This window comes from Pseudomonas sp. SC11, from assembly GCF_047039205.1.
Taxonomy (GTDB): Bacteria; Pseudomonadota; Gammaproteobacteria; order Pseudomonadales; family Pseudomonadaceae; genus Aquipseudomonas; species Aquipseudomonas boreofloridensis.
The window spans coordinates 350,499-369,873 of record NZ_CP178183.1 but is presented as its reverse complement, the minus strand read 5'-3'; the positions used below and the strand labels follow the sequence as shown (position 1 = coordinate 369,873).

Sequence of the window (19,375 nt, the reverse complement as noted above, 5' to 3'; positions counted from 1 at the left end):
CCCTACCCCCATATCGGGGCGACCGACGCGTGAAGGAATACACCTTGAGCGACCTCCTCAATCGCCGCCTGAGCTTGCTCGGCAACCACCTCCCGCTGCTCAAGCAGTGCCTGCACGGCATCGAGCGCGAGTGCCTGCGGGTGACCGCCGAAGGCCGTCTGGCCCAGACCCCGCATCCCGAAGCCCTGGGTTCGGCGCTGACCAACGAGCAGATCACCACCGATTATTCCGAGTCGCTGCTGGAGTTCATCACTCCGGCGCTGGCCGACCCGGCCGAGGTGCTCGACAACCTCGAGCAGGTCCACCGTTTCGTCTACACCCAACTGGGCGACGAGTACCTGTGGAGCCCGTCGATGCCCTGCGCGCTGCCGGCCGAGGAAGACATTCCGATCGCCGAGTACGGCACCTCCAACATCGGCAGGCTCAAGCACGTGTACCGCAAGGGCCTGGCCCTGCGCTACGGCCGCACCATGCAGTGCATCGCCGGCATTCACTACAATTTCTCGCTGCCCGAAGCGCTCTGGCCCCTACTGCGCGAGGACGAGGCCAGCGCCGAAAGCGACCGCGACTACCAGTCGGCCGCCTACATCGCCCTGATCCGCAACTTCCGGCGCTACAGCTGGCTGCTGATGTACCTGTTCGGCGCTTCGCCGGCCCTGGACAAAGGCTTCCTGCGTGGCCGTGCGCACCAGCTCGAAGAGCTGGACGGCGAGACCCTGTACCTGCCTTACGCCACCAGCCTGCGCATGAGCGACCTGGGTTATCAGAGCAATGCCCAGGCCGGCCTGACGCCGTGCTACAACAACCTGGCCAGCTACACCGACAGCCTGCGCAAGGCCGTCGGCACGCCCTACCCGCCCTATGTCGAGGTCGGCACCCATGTCGACGGCGAATGGGTGCAGTTGAACACCAACATCCTGCAGATCGAAAACGAGTACTACTCGAACATCCGCCCCAAGCGTGTCACTTACACCGGCGAGCGGCCGATCCAGGCCCTGACCGCGCGTGGCGTGCAGTACGTGGAAGTGCGCTGCCTGGACATCAACCCGTTCCTGCCGGTGGGCATCGACCTCACCGAAGCGCGCTTTCTCGACGCTTTCCTGCTGTTCTGCGCCCTCGACGAGAGTCCGCAACTGGAGAACGGCGAATGCAACCAGTGCTCAGGCAACTTCCTCAGTGTGGTCAAGGAAGGTCGCCGACCAGGTCTGGAACTGCAGCGTGACGGCCAGCCGATCACGCTCAAAGCGTGGGCCAGCGAGCTGCTCGGCCGCATCGGGCAACTGGCCGAACTGCTCGACCGCGCCCACGGCAGCGACGAACACGCCACAGCCCTGGCCGAGCAGCAGGCCAAGGTCGACGACCCGGAGCTCACTCCGTCCGCCCAAGTGCTGGCGCGCATGACCGAACACGACGAGTCCTTCGTCAAGTTCGCCCTGCGCCAGAGCCAATTGCACGCCGACAACTTCCGCCAGCAGCCGCTGCCAGCCGAACGCCAGCAAGCGTTCGAAACCCTGGCGCGCGATTCGCTGGCCGAGCAGTCGCGCCTGGAGCAGCAGGAAGTGGGTGACTTCGACCTGTTCGTCGGCGCCTACCAGGCCAGCATCCTGGCCATCAGCAACTGATGAGCCGCGCCGCCGTCGCCCGCAAACCGCGCGCCAGCAGTCAGGCGAGGATCGCCACGATCCTCGCCGCGGCGCGCGAACTGCTGACCGACGGCGGCGTTGGCGCCCTGTCGATCTACAGCGTGGCCGAGCGGGCGCAGATCCCGCCCTCGTCGGTGTATCACTTCTTCGCCAGCGTGCCGGCGTTGCTCGAAGCCCTGACCGCCGATGTGCACCGGGCCTTTCGCGAGGCCCTGAACGCCCCCATCGACAGCCACGGGTTCGCCACCTGGCATGAACTGTCCCGCTTGGTCGAGCAGCGCATGCTCGCCATCTATCACGAGGACGCCGCCGCGCGGCAGTTGATCCTGGCGCAGCATGGACTGAGCGAAGTGGTGCAGGCCGACCGACAGCACGACATGGAGCTGGGCAAGCTGATGCACAAGGTGTTCGACCAGCATTTCCACCTGCCGGTGATGCCGGCGGATGTCGATGTGTTCGCCTTGGCGATGGAGTTGAGTGATCGGGTGTACGCGCGCTCGGTGCAGTTGCACGAAGCGATCACCCCGCGCATGGCCGAGGAGGCCCAGCGGGTGTTCGAGGCGTATCTGGGGCTTTACCTGCCCCCGTTTCTGGCCAAGCGTATCTTCTGAAGTACTGGGGCCGCGTCGCGGCCCCTGATACCCGCATCACAGCTTGGCGATGGACACCTCGGTCGATTTCACGAAGGCGATCACCTCGCTGCCGACCTGCAGTTCCAGCTCCTTGACCGAACGCGTGGTGATCACCGAAGTGACGATACCGGAGGCGGTCTGCACGTCGATTTCCGACAAGACCGGACCTTCGAGGATTTCTTTCACGGTGCCCTTGAACTGGTTGCGTACGTTGATCGCTTTGATGGTCATGGGATGCTTCCTTCTTTTTGGCTTCGGGGGTTCAGTGAGCCCAACGCAATTGCGTGGGCAGAGGTGCGACAGGTTCCGGTGCCGGCGGGGTGCCGGGTACCGAAAGGACACGGTCGAGCACTGCGCTTTCCAGCAAGGCCAGGCGCTGCGAACCTCGCGCCCGGGGCCTTGCCAGGTCGACGGCGAGGTCCAGACCGACCTCACCGTCCTCGATCAGGATCACCCGGTCGGCCACGGCGACCGCCTCGCTGACGTCGTGGGTGACCAGCAGCACGGTAAAGCCGTGCTCACGCCAGAGGCGCTCGATCAGTTGCTGCATCTCGATCCGGGTCAGGGCATCCAGCGCACCCAGTGGCTCGTCGAGCAGCAGCAGACGCGGTTGATGGATCAGCGCCCTGGCCAAGGCCACGCGCTGCTTCTGTCCGCCAGACAATGCGGCGGGCCATTCATGGGCACGGTCCGCCAGACCGACCTGCGCCAGCGCCTGCAATGCGCGCGGGCGCCAATCGCCCTTGAGGCCAAGGCCGACGTTGTCGATGACCTTCTTCCACGGCAGCAGCCGGGCGTCCTGGAACATCAGGCGGGTTTCTTCGCGCGCTTGCTCCAGCGGCGCCGCGCCGGCCAGCAGGTCGCCAGCACTGGGTTGATCGAGGCCGGCCAGCAAGCGCAGCAGGGTGCTCTTGCCGCAGCCCGAGCGCCCGACGATGGCAACGAACTGGCCGGCCGGGATGTGCAGGTCGATGCCCCGCAGCACCTCACGCTGACCGAATGCCTTGCGCAGGCCCCGGGCCGCCAACGGAATGCCGCGCAGCAGGTGCGGCGGTTGCTTCTCGAGCACGCTCATGCGCCCTCCTTCCTGGCCACTTGGTAAGCGGGATGCCAGCGCAGCCAGACCCGTTCCAGCCCGCGTGCAGCCAGGTCGGCGAGCTTGCCGAGCACGGCGTACAGGACGATGGCCAGCACCACCACGTCGGTTTGCAGAAACTCTCGGGCATTCATCGCCAGGTAGCCGATCCCAGCGTTGGCCGAAATGGTTTCGGCGACGATCAGGGTCAGCCACATGAACCCCAGGGCGAAGCGCACGCCGACCAGGATCGACGGCAGCGCGCCGGGCAGGATGACCTGACGGAACAGGGCGAAGCCCGACAGCCCGTAGCTGCGCGCCATCTCCACCAGGGCCGGGTCGACGTTGCGGATGCCGTGGTAGGTGTTGAGGTAGATCGGGAACAAGGTGCCCAGGGCGACCAGGAAGATCTTCGCCGACTCATCGATGCCGAACCACAGGATCACCAGGGGGATCAGCGCCAGGTGCGGCACGTTGCGGATCATCTGCACCGAACTGTCGAGCAGGCGTTCACCCCAGTTGGACAATCCGGTGATGAAGCCCAGCACCAGGCCGATGCTGCCGCCGATGACGAAGCCTACGGCAGCGCGCCAGCCGCTGATCGCCAGGTGGGTCCACAGCTCGCCGCTGCGCACCAGTTCGACCCCGGCGGCCACCACCGCGCTCGGGGCGGGCAGGATGCGCGTGGACAGCCAGCCGGCGCTCACCGCCAGTTGCCATACCGCCAGCAGCAGCACCGGCAGCGCCCAAGGCGCCAGGCGTTGGCTCAAGGTGGAGGACGTTGCACGACTCATCAGGCGCCCCCTCAGCTCTGCGACACGGATTTGGGCAGGATGTCGTTGGCCACCATCTCGCCGAACGGACTCACGTAACCGCCCGCCTTGGCCGGCTCCGGGCGCTGCACGTCCAGGTGCGGGAACAGCAGCTCGGCGACACGATACGACTCCTCCAGGTGCGGATACCCGGAGAAGATGAAGGTATCGATGCCCAGGTCCGCGTATTCCTGCACCCGCGCTGCCACTGTTGGGCCGTCGCCGACCAGCGCAGTGCCGGCACCACCGCGCACCAGGCCGACACCGGCCCACAGGTTGGGGCTGACTTCCAGGTTGTCGCGCCGGCCCTTGTGCAGCGCCGCCATGCGCTGCTGGCCGACCGAGTCAAAGCGCGCCAGCGAAGCCTGGGCGCGGGCGATGGTGTCGTCGTCCAGGTGCGAGATCAGCCGCTCGGCGGCGTCCCAGGCCTCAGCGTTGGTTTCCCGCACGATCACATGCAGGCGGATGCCGAAGCGCACTTCGCGGCCCTGGGCCTTGGCTTTCTCGCGCACCGCTGCGATCTTCTCGGCCACGGCCGAAGGCGGCTCGCCCCAGGTCAGGTACAGCTCGACCTGCTCGGCGGCCAGGTCCTGGGCGGCCTCGGACGAGCCTCCGAAATACAGGGGCGGGCGCGGTTGCTGGATCGGCGGGTAGAGCAGCTTGGCGCCTCTGACCTGCAGGTGCTTGCCGTCATAGTCGACCACCTCGCCTTCGAGCACCTTGCGCCAGATACGGGTGAACTCCACCGACGCCTCGTAGCGCTCCTGATGGTTCAGGTGCAGGCCGTCTCCGGCCAACTCGTCGGGGTCGCCGCCGGTCACCAGGTTGAACAGCGCGCGGCCATTGGACAGGCGATCCAGCGTTGCCGCCTGGCGCGCCGCCACGGTCGGCGAAATGATGCCTGGGCGCAGGGCCACGAGAAACTTCAGGTGCTGGGTCACCGGAATCAGCGACGCAGCCACCAGCCAGGAGTCCTCGCAAGAGCGACCGGTGGGGATCAGCACGCCACCGAAACCGAGGCGGTCGGCCGCCTGGGCGATCTGGGTCAGGTAGCCGTGGTCGACGGCGCGGGCGCCCTCGGTGGTGCCCAGGTACTTGCCGTCACCGTGGGTGGGCAGGAACCAGAAAATGTTCAGACTCATTGGAGTGGTCTCCTCAAAAGGGGCCGGCACCGTAACGACGCTACGGCGCGCGTATCAGGGTTCAGGGCGCGCTGGCGACCTTGGCTGCCGGGGTCCAGATCACATCCTTGATGCTCAAGGGCTTGGGAATCAGCTTCAGGGCCTGGAAGGTGTCGGCGATCTTCTGTTGCGCGGCGACCACGTCGGGGCTCAGCGGCGCGGCGCCGTAGCCCTGGCGCTTGACCGAGGTGAGCGTGATGTCCGCCGGCAGGCCCAGCAGCGGCGCGACTTGATCGGTGACCTGCTGCGGGTTGGCCTGGGCCCATTGGCCCACTTCGCGGACTTGCTCGATGAGCGTGCCGATCACGGCCGGGTGCCGCGTGGCGAAGTCTCGCGTGGCGAGATAGAACTGGTGGTTGTCGACCAGACCCTCGCCATCACGCAAGGTACGGGCCTGCAATTGCTGCTCGGCGGCAGCCTGGTAAGGGTCCCAGATCACCCAGGCATCGACGCTGCCGCGCTCGAAGGCGGCGCGGGCATCGGCGGGCGGCAGGTACACCGGCTGGATATCGCTGTACTTCAAACCGGCGTCTTCGAGGGCGCGCACCAGCAGGTAGTGCACGTTGGAGCCCTTGTTCAAGGCCACCTTCTTGCCTTTGAGTTCTTTGACCGAATGAATCGGCGAATCCTTGGCCACCAGGATCGCTTCGCTGTGCGGGGCGGGCGGCTCGTAGGCCACGTAGAGCAGATCGGCGCCGGCAGCCTGGGCGAAGACAGGCGGGGTCTCGCCGGTGACGCCGAAGTCGATGGAGCCGACGTTCAGCCCTTCGAGCAGTTGCGGCCCACCGGGGAACTCGGTCCATTGCACGTCGATACCTTGCTCGGCCAGGCGCTTTTCCAGCGCGCCCTTGGCCTTGAGCAGCACCAGGGTGCCGTATTTCTGATAGCCGATACGCAGGGTATCGGCCTGGGCTTGGGTAATGACGCCGAAAGTCACGGCCGCCGCGAACAGGGCGACCAGACCACGACGCAAAAGGACGGTGCGCATGGCGCTCTCCTGTGCGAATGAGGTTCGGGTTGCACCTGCTTGCCTCGTTGACGGGCGAGTAAGGTGGCGAAACGGTGAAGCGGGTTCAGATGCTCCAGCGAGCGCTGATCAGGCGTTCTTCGAGTACGCCCGGCGCCAGCGGCCTGGGCCGTCGGGCCAGGGCGGCGTGGAAGGTCTGCAGCGAGTCCAGCAGGCGCGCCTGCAGGGGCTCGGTCAGGCGCGCAGGCTGGCTGGCGTCGGCGTAGGCGACCTGGCTGTCGTCGGCGAAGATCCCTTGCAGGGTTTCCTGCGCCTTGAGCGTCGACAGCACGGGTTTGAGGGCATAGTCCACGGCCAGCATGTGGGCGATGCTGCCGCCGGTAGCGATGGGCAACACCACCTTGTGTTCCAGGGCGCGCTCGGGCAGCAGGTCGAGCAGCGTCTTCAGCGCGCCGGAAAAGGAAGCCTTGTACACCGGCGTGGCGACGATCAGGCCGTCGGCCTGGGCCACCAGTTGCTGGAAGTGTTGTACCTGGGGGCTGTCGAAGCGCGCATGCAGCAGGTCTTCGGCAGGGAATTCCCGCACCTGGAAAGTCACCACTTCCACGCCGCGATCCTGCAACCACTGGCGCGACTGTTCGAGCAGCACGCCGGAACGTGATCGTGTACTGGGGCTGCCGCCTATTGAAACAACCAGCATCTGAACGATTCCTTGAATGGATTTCCGGGGAGGACCCCTTGGGATGACTGCGACATTAGCACTCGATGTCATATATCCATAAATCATATTTTTTCATTTGTTTATTCTTTTATCTGATATACGACAACAGCGGTGCGCGACCACTTTCACTGAAACTTACCCATAAAAAAGGGCCGTCGAAACGGCCCGAGTACCCTGCATAGCTAAGAGCAGTGCAACGAGAATTCAGCGATTGGGTTGCGGCGTCAGGCGCAAGTAAGGCTTCACCGCGCGATACCCTTTAGGGAAGCGCTGGCGGATTTCCTCCTCGTCCTTGAGCGAGGGCACGATCACCACGTCGTCGCCATCCTGCCAGTTGCCCGGCGTGGCCACTTTGTGGCTGTCGGTCAGTTGCAAGGAGTCGATCACCCGCAGGATCTCATTGAAATTGCGCCCGGTACTGGCCGGATAGGTGATGGTCAGGCGCACCTTCTTGTTCGGGTCGATCACGAACAGAGAGCGGACGGTGAGGGTATCGCTGGCGTTGGGGTGAATCAGGTCGTAGAGGTCCGACACCTTGCGGTCGGCGTCGGCGATGATCGGGAAATTCACCACCGTGTTCTGCGTTTCGTTGATGTCCTCGATCCACCTGTGGTGCGAATCGACCGGGTCCACCGACAAGGCGATGGCCTTGACGCCGCGCTTGGCGAACTCATCCTTGAGCTTGGCGGTCAGGCCCAGCTCGGTGGTGCAGACTGGGGTGAAGTCGGCCGGGTGCGAAAACAGCACGCCCCAACTGTCGCCCAGCCACTCGTGAAAGCGCAGGGTGCCGACGCTGGAATCCTGTTCGAAGTCGGGGGCGATGTCGCCAAGTTTGAGGCTCATGGAAGCGGCTCCTGTGCATGTCTGGCCTTCTAGGATCGACTGTGCCTGCTTCCGAACAAAAACAAAAAGAATAGATCACGATTTATTTATAACTATTTTGCACATCGAATCGCCGGCATAAAAAAGCCTCGCTGGGTGCGAGGCTTCTTGGGTGTCGCTACGACTTACATGAAGTTGTAAGTGTAGTTGACGATGAAGCGGGTCTGGTCCTGGTCGGCCAGCGAGCTGGTGCCAGTACCACGGTAGACACCGTGACGCAGGGTGGCGCCCAGGCCTTTGAAGGTACCTTGCTGGATCACGTAGTCGATGCGCGCGTCGCGCTCCCACTCGCTGAAGGTGCCGTTGCCGTTGGCGTTCTTGCCGTCTTCGCCTTTGAGGTAAGAAACCGAAGCCTTCAGGCCCGGTACGCCCAGACGTGCGAAGTCGTAGGAGTACTGACCGAAGGTGGTGTTCTCACCGGCCTTGGCGAACTGGTTGATCATGCTGTCGGTGAACAGGTAGAAGCTGGAACCGCCGGCGCCTTCCGGACGACCGTTGCCGTCGCGAACGCTGCCTTGGTTCAGCCAGACGAAGCCACCGTCGTCGTTGACGCGCTGATGACCCAGCAGGAAGGCGTGACCACCCAGGGTATAGGTGAAGATCGCCGACCAGGTCTTGTTGTCGACCTCGCCCGGGGTCTTGGCATAGCCACCGTTGTTGTTGAAGTTGTAGCCGCCGCCCTTGCCGTTGCGGCCGTCGCTGCTGCTGTCGAAGTAGCGCAGGTCGGTCTTGAACGACTGGTCGTCGGCGATCTTGAAGACGTGGGTGGCGCCCAGGAAGTTCTGTTTGTAGAAGTCTTCCAGGTTCGAGTAGTAGTACTGCAGGGTCAGGTCAGGCGTGAGCTTGTAGTCCAGACCACCGAAGCGGAACTTGTTGCTGTCGGCAGTGGCACCGTTGACCGACAGGCCGGTACGGTTGCTCGACGCGCGACCCATGGCGTGGGTCAGCTGACCGGCGTTGATGGTCAGGTTGTCGATTTCTTTCGACTGGATGGTGCCGCCTTCGAAGGTCTGTGGCAGCAGACGACCGTCGTTGGAGACCAGGATCGGCAGGTTCGGGGCCAGGGCGCTACCGAAGTGCACTTCGGTCTTGGAGAAGCGGGCCTTGGCGTTGGCGCCCAGGCGTGCCCACTGGCTGGCAGAGGAACCGTCGCTGTCGCTCGGGAAGAAGCTGCTGTTGTCCGGGTGCTTGCCACGGCCGCCGTCGAGGTGGATACCCCACAGTGCCTGGGCGTCGACGCCGAAGCCAACGGTGCCCTGGGTGAAACCGGAGATGTAGTCGAGCTTGAAGCCCTGACCCGACTCACGGTTGTCGGCACCGCCATCACGGTTGTCGTTGTTGAAGTACATGGTGCGCGAGCTGACGGACAGTTTGCTGTCCTCGATGAAGCCGGCGGCGCCTGCTTGTTGGGCGAGAACCCCCACTGCCACGGCCAGGGCCAGGCTGGACTTGTACATGCTTTGCTCCTCTACGTTCTAATTTTTGTACTCTCCAGGCGGTGGGATCTTCATGCCCCACTCACCCCGGGTAAGCGATTTAGCACCAAGGTGTGACCGGTAAGTCAATCGTTACCGGGTATTACACGACTTTGGTCTAAGGCTTCCTGCGCTACAGGATAATGACAATCCTATAAATCCAAAATGACCGTTTTGTGAAACGATCAGATTATTACGGAATAACGATGGAACCTTCAGCTGCTTTTGTTGTATCGGCGCGACGGCTGATCGCTGAAGGTTATGTGCAAACCTTTGCCTGTCACATTCGAACAAAAGTCGTCAGAGCTTAGCCTTTCACGAAAATTTCACAAGGGCTCGATGACCGCTTCGAGCACAAAAAATTGCTGCCTAAGCTAATTCTTAAAAGTTATTTATTTTTGAATTCTTAGATCATTTAGGCTCGCCGTCATTCTTTCCAGCTTGACGCGAGGTTCGCCCATGCCATCCCCTGCCCTGCCGCGCCTGTTCGCCACTTTGCTGCTCGGCAGCCTGTGCGGTCTCGCCCAGGCTGCCGACGTGACCGTGGCCTACCAGACCACCGTCGATCCGGCCAAGGTAGCCCAGGCCGCCGGTCGCTACGAACAGGCCAGCCACGCCAGCATCGATTGGCGCAAGTTCGACAACGGCGCCGACATCATCGCCGCCGTGGCCTCCGGCGACGTGCAGATCGGCTACCTGGGTTCCAGCCCGCTGGCCGCCGCCACCACCCGCAAGGTGCCGGTGCAGACCTTCCTGATCGCCACCCAGATCGGCGCCGGTGAGGCACTGGTCGCGCGCCAGGGCATCGATACCCCGCAGGATCTGATCGGCAAGAAGGTCGCCGTGCCCTTCGTCTCCACCGGGCACTACAGCCTGCTGGCGGCGCTGAAAGCCTGGAACATCGACCCCGCCAAGGTGCAGATCCTCAACCTCGCACCGCCGGCGATCATCGCCGCCTGGAAGCGCGGCGACATCGACGCCACCTATGTCTGGGATCCGGCCCTGGGCGTGGCCAAGGAAACCGGCAAGGTGCTGATCACCTCCGGCGAGTTGGCGCAAAAAGGCGCGCCCACCTTCGACGCCTGGATCGTGCGCAAGGACTTCGCCGAGCAGCACCCGCAAATCGTCAAATCCTTCGCCCAGGTCACCCTCGACGCCTACGCCGACTATCGCAAGGATCCGCAAGCCTGGCTGGCCGATGCGCACAACGTGAACGCGCTGGCCAAGTTGTCCGGGGCCAAGGCCACCGACATCCCTGGCCTGCTGCAAGGCAACGTCTACCCGCTGGCCGCCGAGCAGAAGGCCCTGCTGGGCGCGCCCAGCACCGAGGCGCTCAGCCACACCGCGGCCTTCCTCAAGGAACAGGGCAAGGTCGAGGCGGTGCTGCCGGACTACGCGCCCTACGTCACCGCCCAGTACCTGCCCGACTGATCAGTTGAAGGCGCCACGCGGCGCCAATCGGAGCCCGCCATGGCCTTGCTCGAACTGGAGCGCATCAGCGCACAGTACCCCGGCGCCAGCACCCCGGTGCTGGATGACATCAACCTGACCCTGGCCCCCGGCCAACTGCTGGTCGCGCTCGGCCCCTCGGGCAGCGGCAAGACTTCGCTGCTGAACCTGATCGCCGGTTTCGTCGCGCCCAGCGGCGGGCGCATCACCCTCGATGGCCAACCCGTGCGCGGCCCCGGCGCCGACCGTGGCGTGGTGTTCCAGGACGACGCGCTGCTGCCCTGGCAGACCGTGCTCGGCAACGTCGCCTTTGGCCTGGAACTGGCCGGCATTCCCCGCGCACAACGTGAAGCCAAGGCCCGCGAGATGCTGGCCCTGGTCGACCTGGCCGGGTTCGCCGAGCGGCGCACCTGGCAACTCTCGGGCGGCCAGAAACAGCGCGTCGGCCTGGCCCGCGCCCTGGCCGCCGACCCACGGCTGTTGCTGATGGACGAGCCGTTCGGCGCCCTCGATGCCTTCACCCGCGAGCAGATGCAGACCTTGTTGTTGCAGGTGTGGCAGCGCACGGCCAAGCCGGTGCTGCTGATCACCCATGACATCGAAGAAGCGGTGTTCTTGGCCAGCGACCTGATTCTGCTGGCGCCCAATCCGGGACGGGTGGTCGAGCGCCTGCAACTGGACTTCGGCCAGCGCTACGCCGCTGGCGAATCGGCACGGGCGATCAAGTCCGACCCGCGCTTCATCGAAACCCGCGAGCACGTGCTGTCGCGCGTGTTCGCCCAACGCGGTGTGCACCGCGAGGAGTCCGCATGAGTACGCTGGAGCTGCCGGTCACCGGCAAAGCGCACGCCTCGGCGTCGCCCACCGTCAACCCACGACGTGCGCTGTCGACTCGCTGGATCAGCGCCCTGACCCTGGCCAGTCTGCTACTGGCCTGGTGGCTGGTGACGGCCGCCGGCTGGGTCGAGCCGCTGTTCCTGCCGTCGCCCGGCGATATTCTGGCCAAGGGCTGGGTGCTGCTGACCCAGGGCTACATGGACATGAGCCTGTGGCAGCACCTGAGCGCCAGCCTCGGGCGCATCGGCGCCGCCCTGCTGGCGGCCACGCTGACGGCCATTCCGGTCGGCGTCGCCATCGGTTGCAACCGCGTGGCGCGCGGCGTGCTCGACCCGCTGATCGAGTTCTACCGGCCCATCCCGCCACTGGCTTATCTGCCGCTGATCGTGATCTGGTGCGGCATTGGCGAGCTGTCGAAGGTGTTGCTGATCTACCTGGCGATCTTCGCCCCGATCGCCATCGCCACGGCCACCGGTGTGCGCACCGTCGATCCAGCGCGGCTGCGCGCCGCGCAGTCGCTGGGGGCGAGCCGGGCGCAACTGATTCGCCATGTGATCCTGCCCAGCGCCCTGCCCGACATTCTCACGGGCGTGCGCATCGGCCTGGGCGTCGGTTGGTCGACCCTGGTCGCCGCCGAACTGATCGCCGCCACCCGCGGCCTGGGCTTCATGGTGCAGTCGGCCGCGCAGTTCCTGGTCACCGATGTGGTGGTGCTCGGCATCGTGCTCATCGCGCTGATCGCCTTCGCCCTGGAAATGGGCCTGCGCGCCCTGCAACGCCGCCTGGTGCCCTGGCACGGACAGAGCCACTGACCTTCGCCCCCTGCATAGCGAGCCCCGACATGAGCCTGACCCTCACTCCCCTCAGCCCGGCGCTGGGCGCCCAGATCGACGGCATCGACCTGTCGCGCGAGCTCCCTCCCGAGCAGCGCGATACCCTCGAACAGGCCTTGCTCGAGCACCAGGTGCTGTTCTTTCGCAAGCAATTCATCACCCCGGCGCAGCAGGCGCGTTTTGCCGCGCACTTCGGCGACCTGCACATCCACCCGATCTACCCCAACGTGCCAGAAACGCCCCAGGTGCTGATCCTCGACACGGCGGTCACCGACGTGCGCGACAACGCCGTCTGGCACACCGAAGTGACCTTTCTGCCGACCCCGGCGCTGGGCGCGGTGCTCAGCGCCAAGCAAGTGCCCGCCTATGGCGGCGATACCCTGTGGGCCAGCGGCATCGCCGCGTTCGAGGCACTGTCGGCACCGTTGCAGCGACTGCTCGACGGCCTCAGCGCCACCCACGACTTCACCCGCTCGTTTCCGCTGGAGCGCTTCGGCAGCACAGCCGAGGACCTGGCACGCTGGGAAGCCACCCGGCGCAATCATCCGCCGCTGTCGCACCCGGTGGTGCGTACCCACCCGGTCAGCGGACGCAAGGCGCTGTTCGTCAACGAAGGCTTCACCACGCGCATCAACGAACTGGCCGAACACGAGAGCGAGGCGCTGCTCAGGCTGCTGTTCGCCCACGCCACGCGGCCGGAGTTCAGCATCCGCTGGCGCTGGCAGGAGGGGGATGTGGCGTTCTGGGACAACCGCGTGACCCAGCACTACGCGGTGGACGATTACCGGCCGCAGCGGCGGGTGATGCACCGCGCGACGATTCTCGGGGATGCGCCGTTCTGAACACCTGCGCAGGTCACCCTCGACCCGCGCAGGCCTTCACCACGACAACGCCGCGTGCTACCTGACCAGATGCAGGAACTGCATGTGCCGTTCGTACTGGTCGAGGATGTCGTTGATGATCTGCTCCTTGCTGTAGCCGACCAGATCGTAGTTCTGACTGCCCTCGGCCAAGTGCACCTCGGCGCGGTAGTAACGGCGGTTCTTCAATTCCTGCGCGCCCAGCCCGCCCAGGGCGAAGGACGGGGTGAAGTAGCCGCGCATCTGCACTTGGTAGATGAACGGCTGTTCCTCGCCGTGGCCGACCTTCAGGCTGACGTTGTCATGGCTCGGGTCGTCCTGGGTGATCAGCGTCAGCCCCTTCTGCTCGAACACCTCGGTCACATCGGCGATCGCCGGACGCACCACGTCGTCCATGAAGCGGTACACCTCGTCGCGCGATGGGAAGTGCACCGCCTGGCTCAGACGATGCCGCCAGCCACCCCGGCCACGGCGGGTCTGGGCGAACGGCGCCAGGGAGTGCATCTGCGCGATGCGCCGCTGGCTCTCCAGGTAGAACGCCTTGTGCAGCCCCCACATCATGCACAGCAGAATCAACGAGAACGGCAACGAGGTGAGCACCACCGCCGACTTGAGCGAATCGATGCTACCGGCGAACAGCAGCGCACTGGTGACCAGCGCGGTCATCGCGCCCCAGAAGATCCGCAGCCAGTTCGGGCCGTCTTCGTCGGCGTCCCCGCCCTTGGCCGACAGGGTCGACAGCACCACGGTGCCGGAGTCGGCGGAGGTGACGAAGAACACGAAGCTGATGAACACGGTGACGGCGATCACCGTCTTGCTCCAGGGGTAGGTTTCCAGCAGCAGGTACAGGCTCATGGACGGGTTGTCCAAGGCTGACTGGCCCAGCGCGGTCATGCCGTGATTGATGACCTGGTCCAGGGCGCTGTTGCCGAAGATCGACATCCAGGCCAGGGTGAAGCCCAGCGGAATCAGCAGCACGCCGAAGACGAATTCACGGATGGTGCGCCCGCGCGAGATGCGCGCGATGAACAGCCCCACGAACGGCGACCAGGCAATCCACCAGGCCCAGTAGAACACCGTCCAGCCGCCCAGCCAGTCACGGTTCTCGCCGTAGGCATAGACGTCGAAACTCTTGCGCGGCAAGGCGCCCAGGTAGTCGCCCAGGTTCTGGATCAAGGTATTGAACAGGTGCTGGGTGGGACCGGCGAACAGCACGAACAGCAGCAGCGCGCAGGCCAGGAACAGGTTGATGTCGCTCATCACCCGCACGCCCTTCTCCACCCCGGCGACCGCCACGGCCACCGCCGCGCCCATCATCAGCACGATCAGCAGCACCTGCACCCATTGGCTGTGGTCGATGCCGAACAGGTAATCCAGGCCGGAATTGAGGTGCAGCACGCCGAAGCCCATGTCCGCGCCCAGGCCGAACACCGTGGCGATGATGCCGAAGCCGTCCACCGCATAGCCGATCGGCCCGTTGATGCGCTTGCCGATCAGCGGATACAGCGCCGAGCGCAGCGCCAACGGCAGGTTGTGGCGGTAGGCGAAGTACGCCAGGGCCATACCGACGAAGGCGAATACGCCCCAGCCGTGCAAGCCCCAGTGCAGGAACAGGATCTGCATGGCCTGGCGCCCGGCCTCGACCGTGCCCGCTTCGCCCTGGGGCGGCTGTAGCATGTGGGTCAGCGGTTCGGACACGCAGAAGAAGAACAAGGTGATGCTGATGCCGGCGGCGAACAGCATGCCGGCCCAGGACAGGTAACTGAACTCGGGCTCGTCATGGTCGGCGCCGAGCTTGATCTTGCCGTAGCCGGACACGGCCGTGACCACCACGAACACCAAGTACAAGGTCATGGCCAGCATGTAGTACCAGCCGACCGTGTTGGCCGCCCAGTTCTGCGCGGCCAGCAGCCAGTCGCCCGCCGCCTGGGGGTTGGCGATGACGACGAGACCGAAGATAAGGATGAAGCTTGCCGCGAAATAGAACACCGGCGGGTTCATGCGGACCTTGCCGTTGGCAAGGGAAGTGGTCGGTGCACTCATGGACGGCGCACCTCGACAGCGGTGAAAAGGTTCGGGTTGAACGGGTTCAGCAAAGGGAATCCTCCTGTTGAACACCGGCAGCGGACCAGCGTTTTAAATTGAACAAGCGTTCAAGTTAAACACGGTTCGAGCTTCGATGCGACCGTTGGCCGCTGACCGGGCGAGTGATTGACCTTGCTTTTTCGCCAGCAGTTCCAGGCACATCGCCACAGGAACCGCTGATCCCTCACTGCTTGTCCTGACAATCCAACTGCAAGTTGGCCTGGGTGATATTGCTCTCGGCCGGCACGCTGCGGGTCAGCCAGACGTTACCGCCGATGGTTGAACCCTTGCCGATGGTGATGCGCCCGAGAATGGTCGCACCGGCGTAGATCACCACGTCGTCCTCGACGATCGGATGCCGCGCCAGGCCCTTGTGCAGGGTGCCAGACTCGTCGCTGGGGAAACGCTTGGCGCCCAGGGTCACCGCCTGGTAGATACGCACCCGCTCGCCGATGATCGCCGTCTCGCCGATCACCACGCCCGTGCCATGGTCGATGAAGAAACTCGGGCCGATCTGCGCGCCGGGGTGAATGTCGATGCCCGTAGCCGAGTGCGCCAGCTCCGAGCTGATCCGCGCCAGCAGCGGCAGGCCGGCTTTGTACAGGTGGTGCGCCAGACGGTGATGGATGATCGCCAGGATGCCGGGATAGCACAGCAGCACCTCATCCACGCTGCGCGCCGCCGGGTCGCCGTGATACGCCGCCAGCACGTCGGTGTCGAGCAGCACACGCATCTGCGGCAGGGCAGCGGCGAAACCCTGGATCAGGCTCAAGGCATGGGCGTCGACATCCTCGACGTCGACAGTGCCGTGCCGCGCCGCATAGCGCAGCTCCAGGCGCGCCTGGGTCAGCAGCGAGGTGAGCGCGGCATCCAGGGTGTGCCCGACATAGAAGTCTTCGCTTTCCTCGCGCAGGTCCACCGGGCCCAGGCGCATGGGAAACAGCGCGCCGCACAACTGTTCGAGGATCTCGCGCACCGCCTCGCGCGACGGCAGCTCGCGACCGCCCTGCTTGTTGCTGCAGCGCCCATTGCGGCTGCGCCACTGGTCACGGGCCTGGCGCAGCTCGCTGACGATGGTCGGCAATTGCCAATGGCCGGTGGAAGGATGTTCGCTCACGGTGGTCTCCTGGCTGGCGGCGGCCGGATGAATCGGCGCAGATGATAGGCGAATCACTCTACGGCAATTCTTCCCTTGGAAAAAACACCGCTTTATTCCATTCTGCGCCGAGTGCCGCAGCGCCGGTGCGCAGCTCAATAGCGCAACGGAATAACAGCTTCGTTTTTAGTATTTCCCGAGCTAACGGCTCACCCCTATAGTCGCCACCTACTCTAACAACAGTGCGGGAACAGCCATGACTCGACTCACCAAGCCTCTTCTGAACGCCAGCCTGGCCCTCCTGCTGGGCGCCGGCCTGTTCAACGCCGCCTTCGCCGGCGAGGAACTGAAGACCATCCAGGAAAAAGGCGTGATCAATGTCGGCCTGGAAGGCACCTACCCACCGTTCAGCTTCGTCGACGAAAACGGCAAGCTGGCGGGCTTCGAAGTGGAACTGGCCGAGCTCCTGGCCAAGCAATTGGGGGTCAAAGCCAAGGTTCAGCCGACCAAGTGGGACGGCATCCTCGCCGCGCTGGAATCCAAGCGCCTGGACGTGGTGATCAACCAGGTCACCATCTCCGAAGAACGCAAGAAGAAGTACGACTTCTCCGAGCCCTACACCGTTTCCGGCATCCAGGCGCTGGTGCTGAAGAAGAAGGCCGAGCAGTTGAACATCCAGACCGCCCAGGACCTGGCGGGCAAGAAGGTTGGCGTGGGTCTGGGCACCAACTATGAACAGTGGGTCAAGCAGGACGTGCCCAAGGCCGACGTGAGCACCTACGAAGACGATCCAAGCAAGTTCGCCGACCTGCGCAACGGCCGCATCGACGCCATCCTGATCGACCGCCTGGCGGCGCTGGAGTACGCGCAGAAGGCCAAGGACACGCAACTGGCCGGCGCTGCCTTCTCGCGCCTGGAGTCCGGCGTAGCGCTGCGCAAGGGCGAACCGGAGCTGCTCGCGGCAATCGACAAGGCCCTGGAAACACTCAAGGCTGACGGCACGCTGGCCAAGCTGTCCGAGAAATACTTCGGTGCCGATGTCACTCAATGATGCCTGAGACCCTGCAACTGGTGATCGACTCCGCGCCCTTCCTGCTCAAGGGCGCGGGCTACACGGTGCTGCTCAGCGTCGGCGGTATGTTCTTCGGCCTGGTGCTGGGCTTCGCCCTGGCGCTGATGCGCCTGTCGAAGATGCTGCCGCTGGACTGGCTGGCGCGGCTCTACGTCTCGTTCTTCCGCGGCACGCCCTTGCTGGTGCAGTTGTTCGTGATCTATTTCGGCATGCCGCAGATCGGCATCGAGCTCGATCCGATCCCCGCCTCGCTGATCGGCCTGTCGCTGAACATGGCGGCGTACATCTGCGAGATCTTGCGCGCCGCCATTTCCTCCATCGACCGGGGCCAATGGGAGGCGGCGGCCAGCATCGGCATGACCCGCACCCAGGCCATGCGCCGGGCGATCCTGCCCCAGGCCATGCGCACCGCCCTGCCGCCGCTGGGCAACAGTTTCATCTCGCTGGTCAAGGACACCGCCCTGGCCGCGACCATCCAGGTGCCGGAGCTGTTCCGCCAGGCGCAGTTGATCACCGCGCGCACCTTCGAAGTGTTCACCATGTACCTGGCCGTGGCGATGATCTACTGGATCCTCTGCAGCGTCCTGGCCTACTTCCAGAACCGCATGGAAGCGCGCGTCAACCAGCATGACCAGGAGCACTGAAGATGATCGTCGTAGAGGGCCTGACCAAGCAGTTCAAGGGCCAGACCGTGCTCAAGGGCATCGACCTGAACGTCGCCGCCGGTGAAGTCATCGCCATCATCGGCCCCAGCGGCTCGGGCAAGACCACCTTCCTGCGCTGCCTGAACCTGCTGGAGACGCCCGATGCGGGGCGAATTCGCATCGGCGACATCGACATCGATGCCGCACGCCCGCTCAGCGCTCAGCAAAGCGCCATTCGGCGTCTGCGCCAGCAGGCCGGGTTCGTGTTCCAGAGCTTCAACCTGTTTCCCCACCGCACCGCCCTGGAGAACGTCATCGAAGGGCCGGTGATCGTCAAGAAGACCCCGCGCGAGCAGGCCGTGGCCTTGGGTCGTCAACTGCTGGCCAAGGTCGGCCTGGCCGGCAAGGAAGACGCCTACCCACGGCGCCTGTCCGGCGGTCAGCAGCAGCGAGTGGCCATTGCCCGCGCCCTGGCCATGGAGCCGCAGGTGATCCTGTTCGACGAGCCCACCTCGGCCCTCGACCCGGAACTGGTGGGCGAGGTGCTGGCCACCATCCGCGGCCTGGCGGAGGAAAAGCGCACCCTGATCATCGTCACCCACGAAATGAGCTTCGCCCGCGACGTGGCCAACCGCGTGGTGTTCTTCGACCAGGGGGTGATCGTCGAGCAGGGCGAGGCCAAGGCGCTGTTCGCCAACCCGCAGCACGAGCGCACCCGCCAGTTCCTGCGCAAGTTCCTCGGCACCGCCGCTGCGCAAGACTGAACCAAGGTGGCGCAACACCCCTTGCAACTCCCTGTCTTGATGCGTTCTGAAATCTTCAGCGGCCCAGTAGGAGCGGCCTTGTGTCGCGATTGGACCGCAAAGCGGTCCCGGCAATGGCAGCGGCGAAGCTGAAAACCTGGGACCGCTACGCGGTCCAATCGCGACGCAAGGCCGCTCCCACGAGGGCGTGCAGACTCCAAGAAGCTGAGCAAGACCACGGGTCGTTGGTAGGTGAAAGACAGTTGGCCCCCACCGAGATTGCGCTCGCTTTATTTCCGGGGCACGGCAGGCGGAACCGGGTAATCATGCGTTTGTTGTTCATCTACAGCGCATGACTTCCAGAATCC

The 19,375-nt window shown here is 64.7% G+C and carries 19 protein-coding genes; 9 read left to right on the top strand and 10 right to left on the bottom strand.

The window, feature by feature from the left end:
* The first annotated feature begins 44 nt into the window (after positions 1 to 44).
* Both gshA and ACK2SD_RS01655 read left to right on the top strand, forming a co-directional pair.
* The gene (gene gshA, locus ACK2SD_RS01660; protein ID WP_412461200.1) at positions 45 to 1,622 is read left to right on the top strand and encodes a glutamate--cysteine ligase; all 1,578 of its coding nucleotides are present in this window, start codon (positions 45 to 47) and stop codon (positions 1,620 to 1,622) included.
* The gene (locus ACK2SD_RS01655; protein WP_412461199.1) at positions 1,622 to 2,254 is read left to right on the top strand and encodes a TetR/AcrR family transcriptional regulator; all 633 of its coding nucleotides are present in this window, start codon (positions 1,622 to 1,624) and stop codon (positions 2,252 to 2,254) included. Before gshA ends, ACK2SD_RS01655 begins: the two co-directional genes overlap by 1 nt.
* Positions 2,255 to 2,290: 36 nt before the next feature.
* Here ACK2SD_RS01655 and ACK2SD_RS01650 read toward each other — a convergent pair whose 3' ends face one another.
* From ACK2SD_RS01650 to ACK2SD_RS01615, 8 genes are all read right to left on the bottom strand, one after another.
* Positions 2,291 to 2,506 carry a TOBE domain-containing protein gene (locus ACK2SD_RS01650; protein ID WP_008095172.1) on the bottom strand — a complete coding sequence of 72 codons (216 nt, stop codon included), beginning with the start codon at positions 2,504 to 2,506 and terminating at the stop codon, positions 2,291 to 2,293.
* A 31-nt stretch (positions 2,507 to 2,537) separates the two neighbouring features.
* A complete protein-coding gene (ssuB, locus tag ACK2SD_RS01645) occupies positions 2,538 to 3,350 on the bottom strand; it encodes an aliphatic sulfonates ABC transporter ATP-binding protein (RefSeq protein WP_116889692.1) in 813 nt (270 codons plus the stop codon).
* Entirely contained in the window at positions 3,347 to 4,144 is a 798-nt protein-coding gene (gene ssuC / locus ACK2SD_RS01640) for an aliphatic sulfonate ABC transporter permease SsuC (RefSeq protein ID WP_039581432.1), read from the bottom strand. Before ssuC ends, ssuB begins: the two co-directional genes overlap by 4 nt.
* 11 nt (positions 4,145 to 4,155) lie before the next feature.
* Complete coding sequence (gene ssuD, locus ACK2SD_RS01635; protein ID WP_412461198.1) at positions 4,156 to 5,304, bottom strand: FMNH2-dependent alkanesulfonate monooxygenase; 1,149 nt, start codon at positions 5,302 to 5,304, stop codon at positions 4,156 to 4,158.
* 61 nt (positions 5,305 to 5,365) lie between these two features.
* Positions 5,366 to 6,331, bottom strand: a complete 966-nt coding sequence (locus tag ACK2SD_RS01630; protein WP_039581436.1) for a sulfonate ABC transporter substrate-binding protein — start codon at positions 6,329 to 6,331, stop codon at positions 5,366 to 5,368.
* An 85-nt stretch (positions 6,332 to 6,416) separates the two neighbouring features.
* Complete coding sequence (gene ssuE / locus ACK2SD_RS01625) at positions 6,417 to 7,010, bottom strand: NADPH-dependent FMN reductase (protein WP_039581437.1); 594 nt, start codon at positions 7,008 to 7,010, stop codon at positions 6,417 to 6,419.
* A 225-nt stretch (positions 7,011 to 7,235) separates the two neighbouring features.
* Positions 7,236 to 7,874, bottom strand: a complete 639-nt coding sequence (locus ACK2SD_RS01620; RefSeq protein WP_029612867.1) for a peroxiredoxin — start codon at positions 7,872 to 7,874, stop codon at positions 7,236 to 7,238.
* Between the two features lie 164 nt (positions 7,875 to 8,038).
* Entirely contained in the window at positions 8,039 to 9,370 is a 1,332-nt protein-coding gene (locus ACK2SD_RS01615) for an OprD family porin (RefSeq protein ID WP_412461197.1), read from the bottom strand.
* 477 nt (positions 9,371 to 9,847) lie between these two features.
* Between ACK2SD_RS01615 and tauA the strand changes: the two genes are divergently transcribed.
* Genes tauA through tauD form a run of 4 tightly spaced genes read left to right on the top strand, consistent with a single transcriptional unit; the run spans position 9,848 to position 13,349 of the window.
* Positions 9,848 to 10,819 carry a taurine ABC transporter substrate-binding protein gene (gene tauA / locus ACK2SD_RS01610; protein WP_412461196.1) on the top strand — a complete coding sequence of 324 codons (972 nt, stop codon included), beginning with the start codon at positions 9,848 to 9,850 and terminating at the stop codon, positions 10,817 to 10,819.
* A 39-nt stretch (positions 10,820 to 10,858) separates the two neighbouring features.
* Complete coding sequence (gene tauB, locus ACK2SD_RS01605) at positions 10,859 to 11,650, top strand: taurine ABC transporter ATP-binding subunit (protein WP_029612871.1); 792 nt, start codon at positions 10,859 to 10,861, stop codon at positions 11,648 to 11,650.
* The gene (gene tauC, locus ACK2SD_RS01600; RefSeq protein ID WP_412461195.1) at positions 11,647 to 12,486 is read left to right on the top strand and encodes a taurine ABC transporter permease TauC; all 840 of its coding nucleotides are present in this window, start codon (positions 11,647 to 11,649) and stop codon (positions 12,484 to 12,486) included. The genes tauB and tauC overlap by 4 nt, the downstream gene beginning before the upstream one ends.
* Positions 12,487 to 12,515: 29 nt before the next feature.
* On the top strand, positions 12,516 to 13,349 hold the full coding sequence (tauD, locus tag ACK2SD_RS01595; protein WP_412461194.1) for a taurine dioxygenase: 834 nt from the start codon (positions 12,516 to 12,518) through the stop codon (positions 13,347 to 13,349).
* Between the two features lie 57 nt (positions 13,350 to 13,406).
* Here tauD and betT read toward each other — a convergent pair whose 3' ends face one another.
* On the bottom strand, positions 13,407 to 15,368 hold the full coding sequence (betT, locus tag ACK2SD_RS01590; protein WP_209435543.1) for a choline transporter BetT: 1,962 nt from the start codon (positions 15,366 to 15,368) through the stop codon (positions 13,407 to 13,409).
* 268 nt (positions 15,369 to 15,636) lie between these two features.
* Positions 15,637 to 16,569: a serine O-acetyltransferase EpsC gene (gene epsC, locus ACK2SD_RS01585; RefSeq protein ID WP_039581456.1), complete on the bottom strand. Its 933-nt coding sequence runs from the start codon at positions 16,567 to 16,569 to the stop codon at positions 15,637 to 15,639.
* A 235-nt stretch (positions 16,570 to 16,804) separates the two neighbouring features.
* Between epsC and tcyJ the strand changes: the two genes are divergently transcribed.
* Genes tcyJ through tcyN form a run of 3 tightly spaced genes read left to right on the top strand, consistent with a single transcriptional unit; the run spans position 16,805 to position 19,028 of the window.
* The gene (gene tcyJ / locus ACK2SD_RS01580) at positions 16,805 to 17,599 is read left to right on the top strand and encodes a cystine ABC transporter substrate-binding protein (RefSeq protein ID WP_412461193.1); all 795 of its coding nucleotides are present in this window, start codon (positions 16,805 to 16,807) and stop codon (positions 17,597 to 17,599) included.
* Positions 17,599 to 18,264, top strand: a complete 666-nt coding sequence (tcyL, locus tag ACK2SD_RS01575) for a cystine ABC transporter permease (RefSeq protein WP_412462374.1) — start codon at positions 17,599 to 17,601, stop codon at positions 18,262 to 18,264. Before tcyJ ends, tcyL begins: the two co-directional genes overlap by 1 nt.
* A 2-nt stretch (positions 18,265 to 18,266) precedes the next feature.
* Entirely contained in the window at positions 18,267 to 19,028 is a 762-nt protein-coding gene (tcyN, locus tag ACK2SD_RS01570; protein WP_039581458.1) for an L-cystine ABC transporter ATP-binding protein TcyN, read from the top strand.
* The last annotated feature ends 347 nt before the right edge of the window (positions 19,029 to 19,375 follow it).